Here is a 12,116-nt window from a genome sequence, read left to right on the forward strand (position 1 = left end):
GCGGGGTCCGGCCCGGTCCAGACGAAAGGCCCTAGTCCTGCCCGTACCGGGGGTCGACCGACTCGGGCGCCAGCCCCAGCAGCTCGGCGACCTGCTCGACGACGACCTCGTGGACGAGCAGGGCGCGCTCGTCGCGGCTCTTGGTGCGGATCTCGACGGGCCGCCGGTAGACGACGATCTGTGCGGGCCGCCCCTTGTCCGCGGACACCGCGCTGCCGAGCGGAACGATCTCGTCCGGAGTGCCGGGCACATCGAGGACGACGAAGTCGACCTCGGCCAGCTGGGGCCAGCGCCGCTCCAGCCGCTCCACCGAGTCCTGGACCAGATCACGGAAGGTCTCGCCCCGGCTGGCCGACAGCGGCACCTGCGGTGGCGCGACCGGCCCACGCATACCGCGGCCATGACGGTCACGGCGCCGGGGCCGCGGCTCGAACGGGTGGGGAGGTACGGAGCTGTCCATCACCGACGCAGCGTAACGCTCCGGGGACCGAGGTGATCGGCGGGACGACGCGGCCGACCGGGCCTCTCCGAGAGGGGCTCGTCCCGCCTCCAGATGTCCGCAGTTGAACATTTCGGCCAAGGTCGAGCCCATTTCAGGCCCGTGATCCGATCATTGGCCCCTGCGCCGGACGCCGCGATCCACTCCGCCCGCGACCGGCGCGACCACCGTGCGATCACCGGTCCAGGGCCCCGGCGCAGGTCAGGGCAGCCGCCGGGAACGCCGCCGTGCCGCAGGGCACAGGGCGACACGGTGGGGTGCCCCGAGGGGGAGTCGTCGCAGCCCGCTCAAGAGTGCGGTAGCGTCCACCATCGTGAGCCCTGTACGTCGCTGTTCGCGCACCGCGTGCGGCCGCCCTGCCGTCGCGACACTGACGTACGTCTATGCCGATTCGACTGCGGTCCTCGGCCCGCTCGCCACCTACGCCGAGCCCCACTGTTACGACCTCTGCGCCGAACACAGTGAGAGGCTTACCGCGCCACGGGGCTGGGAAGTGGTGCGGCTCTCCGACGGCTCCGCACCGGCGCACCCCAGCGGTGACGACCTCGAAGCACTGGCCAACGCGGTCCGCGAAGCGGCCCGCCCGCACGACCGGGGCCCGGACGGCGGAGGCCGGGGACCACGCGCCGCGGACCCGCTGGAAGTGGCCCGTCGAGGTCACCTGAGAGTGCTGCGCTCACCGGACTCCTGAGGCCGACTCCTGAGGCACTGCCCGGCCGGGTAGTTTGGGCGGTCCGCAAAGACCCCAGGAGGACCGGCCGTGGTTGCTGATCTGTCGCAGCTCGTCAAGGCGTACGACGTGCGCGGAGTGGTGCCCGACCAGTGGGACGAATCGCTGGCCGAACTCTTCGGAGCCGCGTTCGTCCAGGTCACGGCCGCCGACGCGATCGTGATCGGCCACGACATGCGTCCGACGTCACCGGCTCTCTCCGGCGCGTTCGCCCGGGGCGCGGCGGCCCGGGGCGCGGACGTCACGCTCATCGGCCTCTGCTCGACGGACCAGCTGTACTACGCGTCGGGGGCCCTCGGCCTCCCCGGAGCGATGTTCACGGCCTCGCACAACCCGGCGCGCTACAACGGGATCAAGATGTGCCGGGCGGGCGCCGCCCCGGTCGGCCAGGACACCGGCCTCGCCGAGATCCGCACCCTGGTCGAGCAGTGGTCGCAAGGCGCCCCTCAGCCGCCGGCCGCCGCCCCCGGCACGATCACCGAGCGGGACACCCTCACCGACTACGCGGCCCACCTCCTCGGCCTGGTCGACCTCGAAACGATCCGCCCCCTCAAGGTCGTGGTCGACGCGGGCAACGGCATGGGGGGCCACACGGTCCCCACGGTCTTCGGAGGCCTCCCGCTCGACCTCGTACCCCTGTACTTCGAGCTGGACGGGACCTTCCCCAACCACGAGGCCAACCCCCTCGACCCCAAGAACATCGTCGACCTCCAGGCCCGCGTCCTCGCCGAGGGCGCCGACCTCGGCCTCGCCTTCGACGGCGACGCGGACCGCTGCTTCGTGGTCGACGAGCGGGGCGCGGGCGTCTCCCCCTCCGCGATCACGGCCCTGGTCGCCGCACGCGAGCTGGCCCGCAACGGCGGCGAGGGCATCGTCATCCACAACCTGATCACCTCCTGGTCCGTCCCCGAGGTGGTCCGCGAGAACGGCGGCACCCCGGTCCGCACCCGCGTCGGCCACTCCTTCATCAAGACGGAGATGGCGGAGCACGGGGCGATCTTCGGCGGCGAGCACTCGGCGCACTACTACTTCCGCGACTTCTGGAACGCCGATACGGGCATGCTCGCCGCACTCCACGTACTCGCCGCACTCGGCGGCCAGGAGAAGCCGCTCTCCGAACTGGTCGCGGAGTACGACCGGTACAGCGGCTCCGGCGAGATCAACTCCACCGTCGCCGACCAGACCGCCAGCCTGGCCACGGTCAGGAAGCTCTACGGCGCCCGCGACGGCATCACCCTCGACGACCTGGACGGCCTCACGGTCACGGCCGCCGACTGGTGGTTCAACCTCCGCGCCTCGAACACGGAACCGCTGCTGCGCCTGAACGTCGAGGCGAGGGACGAGAAGACCATGGCGGCGGTACGCGACGAGGTCCTGACCTTGGTCCGTTCTTCCTGAGCGGGCGAGTTCCTGCTCTTTTCAGCCCCTCCGGCCTTTGAGGAGCGGGGTCCGGGGCGGAGCCCTGGTTACGGGAAGGGGCGGGGCGGGGAGAAGGCCCGCCGCAGGCGCCCCACCCCACCCCTCCCCCCTCCAACGCCCCCTGCACCGCCCCACCCCATCCCCCGGCCAAGCCGCGCCCCCTCCACCCCGGCGGTAGGCTGACGACGCCTGATCCACGCGGATCGGAACTCGCATGCTCGAAGGGACTCACCCCATGGCGCTCGAAGCCGGCCTCCTGGAGATCCTGGCCTGCCCGGCCTGCCACTCCCCGCTCGACGACCGTTCGGCGGCCGACAGCCCCGAGCTGGTCTGCACGGGCGACGACTGCGGCTTGGCCTACCCGGTCCGGGACGGCATCCCGGTCCTTCTCGTCGACGAGGCGCGCCGCCCCGCCTGAACGCGAGCGATACGCGTACGGGCAGGACGACGCAGGACGGCCCCGGCAGCGCACGACAGCCGGGCCCGACCGCAGCCGGGGCCACCGTTCGGTACCGCCCCCGTCACGGCGGCCACGCCACCGCGTCCGTACATGTATCCGCAGCCCGCACCCCACCCGGTGATCGGAGGCCCACCGCCATGCTCGACGAGTCCTTGCTCGACGCCCCGGAAGCCCTGGCCCGAGCCGACCGCCGCGATCTGCTGCGCGGCGCCGCCGAGGCCGGCGCCCGGGTCCGCACCGCCGCCCGGCACGCCGCCGAGGCCGGCATCGGCGGCCTGAACCCTGACGGTCGGCCCCGGGCCGTCCTCGTGGCGGGCCCCGGCAGCGCCGCCTCCGGGGTCGCCGACCTGATCGGCGCACTGGCGGGCGCGGCCGCACCCGTCGTACGCATCCACCCCACAGGTGTCGCCCCCGCCCCCGGCGCCCTCCGCTGGGCCCTGCCCGGCTGGGCCGGATCCGTGGACCTGCTCCTCATCGCGACCGCCGACGGTTCCGAACCGGGCCTCGCCCTGCTCGCCGAGCAGGCCTACCGCCGCGGCTGCACCGTCGTCGCCGTCGCCCCCACCCGCTCACCGCTGCGCGAGGCGATCGACGGGGTGCACGGCCTGGTCGTCCCGATGGCCGCCGCTCCGCACGGCGAGTACGACGCGGAGACCTCCGCCGCCGGCCCCGGCACCCTGTGGGCCCTGCTCACCCCCCTGCTGGCGCTCCTGGACCGGGTCGGCCTGGTGACCGCGCCTCCCGAGGACCTGCAGAAGGTCGCGGACCGCCTGGACCGCACCGCGGAACGCTGCGGCCCGGCCATCGCCACGTACAGCAACCCGGCCAAGACGCTCGCCGCCGAACTCGCCGACAGCCTGCCGCTGCTGTGGACGGAGGGAGACGCCGCAGGCCCGGTGGGACGCCGCTTCGCCGCCGTACTGTCCGAGCTCGCCGGCCGCCCCGCCCTGGCCGCGGAACTGCCCGAGGCCCTGCCCTCGCACGGCACGCTCCTCGCCGGGGACTTCGCGGCCGGCGCGGACCCCGACGACTTCTTCCGCGACCGGGTCGACGAGGGCGAGACACTGAGGGCCCGGGTCGTTCTGCTCCGGGACCGCCCGACGGGAGGCCTCAGCGCCTGCCCGGCGGCCAGGGAGCTGGCACTCGGCCACGACACTCCCGTGAGCGAGCTGGAGCCGGAGGAGGGCAGCGAGCTGGAGGCCTTGGCCGAACTGCTCGCGATCACTGACTTCGCAGCGGTCTACCTGTCACTGGCCTCGGCCCCCCAGCCCTGACAGAACAGAAGCACCCGAATCGCCGCGCACAGGGACCGCTTCCCAAGGAAACGCCCGAGGAAATCCCAGGGCCCGAGGAAGTCCCAGGGCCTGAGGAAATCCCAGGGCCCAAGGAAATCCCCAAGGTCCAGGGAAATCCCCAGCCCCCAGGCTCCCAGGAGCCGCGTCATCCCTCGGCCACCCCCACGACGCCAGGACCTCACGTAACACTGATACCCCTGGTGCCACACCCGCCCGCTCCGCCCCACCCGAGGACGACTCCATGGACCGGCTGTCCAACACCGTGCGCCCCTACGCCTGGGGGTCCACCACGGCCATTCCCGCCCTGCTCGGCATCGCGCCCACCGGCGAACCGCAGGCCGAGATGTGGATGGGAGCCCACCCCGGAGCGCCCTCGCGTATCACCCGTACCACCGCGTCCGGCGAGACGGAACTGGCCCTCACCGAGGCCATCGGCGCCGACCCGGAGGGGGAGCTCGGCGCGCCCGCGGTCGCCCGGTTCGGCCCTCGCCTCCCCTTCCTCCTGAAGCTCCTCGCCGCCGGCGCCCCCCTCTCCCTCCAGGTCCACCCGGACCTGGAGCAGGCCCGCGAGGGCTACGCCGACGAGGAGGCCCGGGGCGTCCCGACCGACGCCCCGCACCGCACGTACAAGGACGCGAACCACAAGCCCGAACTCATCTGCGCCCTCACCCCCTTCGACGGACTGTGCGGCTTCCGCAGGCCCACCGAGGCGGCGGACGCGATGGAGGCGTTGGGAGTCGACTCCCTCAAGCCGTACGTGGACCTCCTCCGCGCCCACCCCGAGGAAGAGGCCCTCCGCGAGGTGCTCACGGCGATCCTCGGCGCGGAACCGGCGGAGATGGCCGAGACCGTGGCGGAGGCGGCGGCCGCCGCGACACGCCTCGGCGGCGCCCACGCCCCGTACGCCCGTATCGCCCACCACTTCCCCGGAGACCCCGGTGTACTGGCCGCGATGCTGCTGAACTACGTGCGACTCCAGCCGGGAGAAGCCCTGTTCCTCGGAGCGGGCGTCCCGCACGCCTATCTCGACGGCCTCGGCGTCGAGATCATGGCCAACTCGGACAACGTGCTGCGCTGCGGCCTGACCCCCAAGCACATCGACGTACCCGAACTCCTTCGGATCGTCCGGTTCGAGGCCACCGAGCCCGGCGTACTGCGCCCGGAGGCGGCCCCGTCGGGCGAGGAGCTCTACGAGACCCCCTTCGACGAGTTCGCCCTTTCCCGCTACACGCTCGCGTCAGGGGCCGCACCCACCGACCTGACCGTCCCCACGCCCCAGATCCTGCTCTGCACGGCGGGCTCGGTCACCGTCGGCGAACTCGCCCTCGAACCGGGGGAGTCCGTGTACGTTCCGGCCGGCGAGACCGTTGAGGCTTCGGGACCGGGAACACTCTTCCGGGCCACCGTAGCCGCCTGACCACGGAGCGTCCCGACGGCTGCGACAATGTGCCGCCTCACCGCGACGCGGCACATGCCGCGCACCGACGAAGGGACACCACGCACTCATGAGCGCGTCAGGCGGAACCAAGGCGATCGTGGCGGCACTCGTCGCCAACCTCTCGATCGCCGTGGCCAAATTCGTGGCGTTCCTCTTCAGCGGTTCGTCGTCGATGCTCGCGGAGAGCGTCCACTCGCTCGCCGACTCGGGCAACCAGGGACTCCTGCTGCTCGGCGGCAAGAAGGCGAAGCGCGAAGCCACTCCTCAGCACCCCTTCGGCTACGGTCGCGAGCGCTACATCTACGCGTTCCTCGTCTCCATCGTCCTCTTCTCGGTCGGTGGCATGTTCGCGGTCTACGAGGGCTACGAGAAGATCAAGGACCCGCACGAGATCGAGGCCTGGTACTGGCCGGTCGGGGTCCTGATCTTCGCGATCATCGCCGAGATCTTCTCCTTCCGTACGGCGATCCGTGAGTCCAACCTGACGCGCGGTGACCGCTCCTGGACCGAATTCGTCCGCCGTTCCAAGGCACCCGAACTCCCGGTAGTTCTCCTGGAGGACCTCGGCGCGCTCGTCGGCCTGGTCCTGGCGCTCGCGGGCGTCAGCCTCGCCCTCGGCACCGGCAACGGAGTCTGGGACGGCATCGGCACTCTCTGTATCGGCATCCTGCTGATCCTCATCGCGATCGTCCTGGCCGTCGAGACGAAGTCCCTTCTGCTCGGGGAGTCCGCCGGCATCGAGGACGTCGAGAGGATCAAGGAGGCCGTGGTGGACGGCGACACCGTCACCCGCATCATCCACATGCGCACCCTCCACCTCGGCCCCGAGGAGCTGCTGGTCGCCGCGAAGATCGCGGTCCGGCACGACGAGACCGCGACCGAGGTCGCCGACGCCATCAACGCCGCCGAGAACCGCATCCGGGCGGCGTGCCCGATCGCCCGGGTCATCTACCTGGAGCCGGACATCTACAACGCGGAGTCGGCAGCGACCGGAACCAACCCGGGCAAAGCGAATGAATCCCCGGGAACCGCCATCACCGGAACCGACCCCACCACGGACGCGGGCTCCACCACGGACGCGGGCTCCACCACGGGCACGGGCGCTGGCACCGGCACCGGCACGGACCCGACCTCCGAGACGGGCGGAGGCCCGGGAGCGGGCCCGGCCTCGAAGGATTCCGGCCACTGACCCACCGCACACCAGCCCCGATCGGCCCGGTGACCCCTCACACACTCCCCTCTCCACGAACGGGCTGGGGCTCACTGGGCCGTTCGGTGTAGATTCGGATACGGATAACAGACGTCGCTGCTGATGGCGGTCGACCGGCTGGCGGGAGCCAGCCGGGCGAGGGACAGAGGGCCTCCGACGGACTGCACTGCGAACACCCGGGCATTCGTGTGCCCGCCGTCCCGCAGAGTCAGCCCAGACAGCCCACCCTCGACCCATCACGAGGAGCAGCCCGTTATGACGACGGACACCAACCGCCAGGACTTCAAGGTCGCCGACCTCTCCCTCGCCACCTTCGGGCGCAAGGAGATCACGCTCGCCGAGCACGAGATGCCCGGCCTGATGTCGATCCGCAAGGAGTTCGCCGCCGCTCAGCCGCTGGCCGGCGCCCGGATCACCGGTTCGCTGCACATGACCGTGCAGACCGCCGTGCTCATCGAGACCCTCGTCGCCCTGGGCGCCGAGGTCCGCTGGGCCTCCTGCAACATCTTCTCCACCCAGGACCATGCCGCCGCGGCCATCGCGGTCGGCCCGAAGGGCACTCCGGAAGCCCCCGCGGGCGTCCCGGTCTTCGCCTGGAAGGGCGAGACGCTGGAGGAGTACTGGTGGTGCACGGAGCAGGCGCTGACCTGGCCGAACACCCCCACCGGCGGTCCGAACATGATCCTGGACGACGGTGGCGACGCCACCCTCCTCGTCCACAAGGGCGTCGAGTTCGAGAAGGCCGGAGCCGCCCCGGACCCGTCGACCGCGGACAGCGAGGAGTTCGCCCACATCCTCACCCTGCTGAACCGCACCCTCGGCGAGGCCCCGCAGAAGTGGACCCAGCTCGCGTCCGAGATCCGCGGTGTCACCGAGGAGACGACGACGGGTGTGCACCGCCTGTACGAGATGCACCGTGACGGTTCCCTCCTGTTCCCCGCGATCAACGTGAACGACGCCGTGACCAAGTCGAAGTTCGACAACAAGTACGGCTGCCGCCACTCCCTCATCGACGGCATCAACCGCGCCACCGACGTCCTGATCGGTGGCAAGACCGCCGTAGTGTTCGGCTACGGCGACGTGGGCAAGGGCTGCGCGGAGTCCCTGCGCGGCCAGGGCGCCCGGGTGATCATCACGGAGATCGACCCGATCTGCGCGCTGCAGGCGGCGATGGACGGCTACCAGGTGGCCACGCTGGACGACGTCGTGGAGCAGGCGGACATCTTCGTCACCACGACGGGCAACAAGGACATCATCATGGCCAAGGACATGGCCCGGATGAAGCACCAGGCGATCGTCGGGAACATCGGCCACTTCGACAACGAGATCGACATGGCCGGCCTCGCGAAGATCGACGGAATCGTCAAGGACGAGGTCAAGCCCCAGGTTCACACCTGGAAGTTCCCCGACGGCAAGGTGCTCATCGTCCTGTCCGAGGGCCGCCTCCTCAACCTGGGCAACGCGACGGGGCACCCGTCCTTCGTGATGTCCAACAGCTTCGCGGACCAGACCCTCGCGCAGATCGAGCTGTTCACGAAGCCCGAGGAATACCCGACCGACGTGTACGTGCTGCCCAAGCACCTGGACGAGAAGGTCGCCCGACTCCACCTCGCCGCCCTGGGCGTCAGGCTCACGACGCTGCGCCCCGAGCAGGCGGCGTACATCGGTGTTCAGGTAGAGGGCCCGTACAAGCCCGACCACTACCGCTACTGATCCCCGAGGCCACTGATCCACCCCCGGCGTCCGGGAGGCCAGCCTCCCGGACGCCGGGCGGCGTCAGAGTACGCAGCAGCAGATCCGAGCGCAGGCCCCCGCACCCCCGTGCCGGGGGCCTGCTCCCGTTACCGCTTCCGCACAGCCCGAGGAACCCGAAGGACTCCATGCCCCGCGGCAGGTATTCGCTCCACGACCTTCACGATCACACCCCCCTCGGCGAAGAACACTTCCACTGCGCCCCCGGTCCCTCCGGCTGGCGCTACGTCTCCCAGACCACATCCCCCACCGGAGACCATCTCGGCTCCGTCGACCTGGCCCTGGACGAGCTGGGCCGGCCCATCCGCCTCGAACTCCATGCCGCGAGCTGGCAGGTGCGAGGAGCAGCCCTGGAAGGGGTCACCTGGGTCCGGACCGATCCCACCGGCAGCCACGCCACCGAAGGCAACGTCCGCGCCCACGCCTTCGCCGGCACGTCCCCCGCGTTCCTCATCGCCATGACCCGTCTCCTGCGTCTCACCTCCGCTTCCCCCACGACCCGCGTCCGCGTGGTCACCTTCACGGACCCGGTCCTCGCACCCAGGACCGTCGACCAGTCCTGGGCTCTGGTGAACAGTGAAGCGCACACCACTGACAACGGCCCCCTGATCGTGGACGAATACCAGGTCAACGCCCTGGACACCGGGGAGCAGCACACCATCCACATCGCCGGTGACGTGGTCCTCGCGGCACCCGGCATCGAGCTCGAACATCTGGAGACGCCACCCTCACCCCGCGCCTCCGGCATCCCGGCCGCCCAGGACCTGTCGCCCGGATCCTGGTCGGACACCGCCTAGCCGGGCGGGGCGAATCCGTCCGAGCGCGCACTCCCGCGGCGCTGCTCGTGAGTACCGGCGGCACCGCCCCCCGCCCCGGAACCGGCCCCGGCGGACACCGCCCCTCCGAAGCTCCCGCCCGACCCGTCAGGCCCACTTGACCAGCCGGGCCCGGGCGATACGGGCCCGGGCGGTACAGGCATCTCGGCCCGGGGCCCGGCGAACACGCGCCGCGCATCCCGTGACTGCCGCTCATGAACCACCGCGGCCAGGAACGCGGCCGCGGGGACACCCTGGGGCGTGGCGGCCCCGGTCCGTGCGACCAGTTCACCGGCCAGCCGTTCCGCGATCGACCCTCCCACGCCGGGATCCAGCTGCCGCATCCGCGTCAGGTACTGCCGTATCGCGAGCCAGAGCTCGTCGGGTACGGCCGACAGATCCAACTGTGCGAACCGGCCGACCAGCCAGGGCGGGGGAGGCGGCACGGAGACGGACCGGCCCGTGGCCGCGACCCGTTCCCGGATCACCAGCGTCCCGGCGAACACGTCACCGATCCGGCGACCCCGCGCCGACACCAGGGACGCGATCGAGGCCAGGGCTCCGAAAGTCATGAGGATCTCGACGAGCCCCATGGCCCCCCGCACGAGCGCGTGCCGGAACCGGATCGGCCCACCGTCGTCCCGCACCACCCGCAGCCCGCAGACCAGCTTTCCCAGTGACCGGCCATGACTCAGCGTCTCCACCGCGACCGGCCCGCCGATCAGGACCAGCAGGAAAGAGGCGACCCCGATCGCCGCGACCGCCGCCTCGTCCAACGAGACGGAAGCGATGCCCAGCACGACCGATACCAGGATGAAGACGACGAACGTCACCGCCAGATCGACCGCCGAGGCCAGCGCCCGGCTCGGCAGCCGTGCGGGCCTCAACCCCAGAACGACCGCGTCCCCGGTAACCAGCTGATTCATCGGACCCCACCCTTCGCCGACCTTCTCTGCCCCAGCCGGCCACAGTCTGCCAAGCTGACCGCCAGCGCGCCGCAGCAGTACGAACCCGCACGCACCCATGCCTGGAGCAACAGACGCCCATGGATCTCGACGTCTTCGTCACCGCCCACCGCACGGAGTGGGACCGTCTCGAACACCTCCTGCGCCGGGGGCGCCGCCTCACCGGCGCGGAAGCGGACGAACTCGTCGTCCTCTACCAGCGCACGGCGACCCACCTCTCGCTGGTCCAGTCGAGCAGCCCCGACCCGCTCCTCACCGGACGTCTTACCCAGCTCGTGGCCCGCGCCCGGTCGACGGTGACCGGCACCCGCAAGGCCTCCTGGCGGGACGCGGCCCGGTTTCTCACCGCGGGATTTCCCGCCGCCGTCTACCGCTCGCGCCACTGGTGGATTCCCACCGCGGTGCTCTCGACAGCGCTGGCGGCACTGCTGGGCTGGTGGATCGGCACCCACCCCGAGGTACAGGCCGCGATCGCCGCACCGGAAGACCTCCGCGCGATGACCCGGCCGGGTGGGGAGTACGAGACCTACTACTCCAGCCATCCGGCGGCGTCGTTCGCAGCACAGGTATGGACGAACAACGCTCAGGCCGCGGCCCTGTGCCTGGTCCTGGGGGCGTTCCTCGGCATACCGGTGATCTGGATCCTCTTCCTCAACATGCTCAACCTCGGCGTCGGCATAGGCCTCATGTCCTCCGCGGGCCGTCTCGACGTCTTCCTCGGCCTGGTGCTTCCCCACGGTCTGCTCGAACTGACCGCGGTGTTCGTCGCCGCCGGTACAGGGCTACGCCTCGGCTGGACCGTGATCGACCCCGGCCCTCTGTCACGCCGGACCGCCCTGGCTCAGCGGGGCCGCGCAGCCCTGGGTATGGCAATAGGTCTGGCCCTGGTTCTGTTCGTCTCCGGACTCATCGAGGGCTTCGTGACCCCGTCCGGTCTTCCGACCTGGGCCCGGATCACCATCGGCATCGCCGCTGAGCTGGCCTTTCTCGCGTACGTCTACATCCTGGGCGGCCGAGCGGCCCGCGCCGGCGACACAGGCGACCTCACAGCGGTCGAACGCAGCGCCGAACTTCCCACCGCAGCCTGACCGCCGATGTGCTTTCACCCCTGCTGAACTGCTAGTCTCCTTCTCGCCCACAAAATCCGTTGACACGGCAGATGTGGGGAGGTAGATTTGAACGGTTGCCTCGGACTGGACAGGTTCGAGTTGAGCGCGTAACGTCTACCCCGCTCGTGCAGGAGTGCTTGTTCGCTCCGCCGGGCCAAGTGATTCTCTTTTCTCTAACTCATCGAGTTGTTCGTTTAACTCCGAGAGTTTCTGATAAAGTCGGATCTGCCGAAAGGCAAGGCCACTCCACAGGCCGCCGGAAATCGAATTCGGACCGGAAACGGAACGAAAAAGAGTCTGGTAAAGTTGGAAACGCCGGAAAGGGAAAGCGCGAAAGCGAAGGACCTGGAAGCGAAATGCAGAACCCGCTTCGACCGGGAATCGGACACGAAAGAGTCTGATAGAGTCGGAAACGCAGGACAGC

11 protein-coding genes are annotated in these 12,116 nt (G+C 70.6%); 9 read left to right on the forward strand and 2 right to left on the reverse strand.

Annotation, left to right across the window (positions count from 1 at the left end; genetic code table 11):
* Nucleotides 1-31: 31 nt before the first annotated feature.
* On the reverse strand, nucleotides 32-460 hold the full coding sequence (locus ACZ60Q_RS27745; protein WP_469639959.1) for a metallopeptidase family protein: 429 nt from the start codon (nucleotides 458-460) through the stop codon (nucleotides 32-34).
* A gap of 352 nt (nucleotides 461-812) precedes the next feature.
* Between ACZ60Q_RS27745 and ACZ60Q_RS27750 the strand changes: the two genes are divergently transcribed.
* The 8 genes from ACZ60Q_RS27750 to ACZ60Q_RS27785 all read left to right on the forward strand — a co-directional run bounded on the left by ACZ60Q_RS27750 (nucleotide 813) and on the right by ACZ60Q_RS27785 (nucleotide 9,600).
* Nucleotides 813-1,190 (forward strand): DUF3499 domain-containing protein, encoded by a 378-nt coding sequence (locus tag ACZ60Q_RS27750; RefSeq protein ID WP_469639961.1) that lies wholly within the window; start codon nucleotides 813-815, stop codon nucleotides 1,188-1,190.
* Between the two features lie 69 nt (nucleotides 1,191-1,259).
* Complete coding sequence (locus tag ACZ60Q_RS27755) at nucleotides 1,260-2,627, forward strand: phosphomannomutase/phosphoglucomutase (RefSeq protein ID WP_469639963.1); 1,368 nt, start codon at nucleotides 1,260-1,262, stop codon at nucleotides 2,625-2,627.
* A 256-nt stretch (nucleotides 2,628-2,883) separates the two neighbouring features.
* On the forward strand, nucleotides 2,884-3,066 hold the full coding sequence (locus tag ACZ60Q_RS27760) for a Trm112 family protein (protein ID WP_003968734.1): 183 nt from the start codon (nucleotides 2,884-2,886) through the stop codon (nucleotides 3,064-3,066).
* Between the two features lie 179 nt (nucleotides 3,067-3,245).
* Nucleotides 3,246-4,382, forward strand: a complete 1,137-nt coding sequence (locus ACZ60Q_RS27765) for an SIS domain-containing protein (protein WP_469639966.1) — start codon at nucleotides 3,246-3,248, stop codon at nucleotides 4,380-4,382.
* Between the two features lie 262 nt (nucleotides 4,383-4,644).
* On the forward strand, nucleotides 4,645-5,820 hold the full coding sequence (gene manA, locus ACZ60Q_RS27770) for a mannose-6-phosphate isomerase, class I (protein WP_469639968.1): 1,176 nt from the start codon (nucleotides 4,645-4,647) through the stop codon (nucleotides 5,818-5,820).
* An 88-nt stretch (nucleotides 5,821-5,908) separates the two neighbouring features.
* On the forward strand, nucleotides 5,909-7,030 hold the full coding sequence (locus tag ACZ60Q_RS27775; protein WP_469639970.1) for a cation diffusion facilitator family transporter: 1,122 nt from the start codon (nucleotides 5,909-5,911) through the stop codon (nucleotides 7,028-7,030).
* Nucleotides 7,031-7,306: 276 nt separating this feature from the next.
* Nucleotides 7,307-8,764 carry an adenosylhomocysteinase gene (gene ahcY / locus ACZ60Q_RS27780; RefSeq protein WP_469639972.1) on the forward strand — a complete coding sequence of 486 codons (1,458 nt, stop codon included), beginning with the start codon at nucleotides 7,307-7,309 and terminating at the stop codon, nucleotides 8,762-8,764.
* Between the two features lie 167 nt (nucleotides 8,765-8,931).
* Complete coding sequence (locus ACZ60Q_RS27785; RefSeq protein ID WP_469639974.1) at nucleotides 8,932-9,600, forward strand: hypothetical protein; 669 nt, start codon at nucleotides 8,932-8,934, stop codon at nucleotides 9,598-9,600.
* Here ACZ60Q_RS27785 and ACZ60Q_RS27790 read toward each other — a convergent pair.
* On the reverse strand, nucleotides 9,597-10,544 hold the full coding sequence (locus tag ACZ60Q_RS27790; protein ID WP_469639976.1) for an RDD family protein: 948 nt from the start codon (nucleotides 10,542-10,544) through the stop codon (nucleotides 9,597-9,599). The two genes, ACZ60Q_RS27785 and ACZ60Q_RS27790, sit on opposite strands and share 4 nt — an antisense overlap.
* Nucleotides 10,545-10,663: 119 nt before the next feature.
* Between ACZ60Q_RS27790 and ACZ60Q_RS27795 the strand changes: the two genes are divergently transcribed.
* Nucleotides 10,664-11,671 carry a stage II sporulation protein M gene (locus ACZ60Q_RS27795; protein WP_469639978.1) on the forward strand — a complete coding sequence of 336 codons (1,008 nt, stop codon included), beginning with the start codon at nucleotides 10,664-10,666 and terminating at the stop codon, nucleotides 11,669-11,671.
* The last annotated feature ends 445 nt before the right edge of the window (nucleotides 11,672-12,116 follow it).

The organism is Streptomyces sp. NPDC104313 (assembly GCF_055583985.1).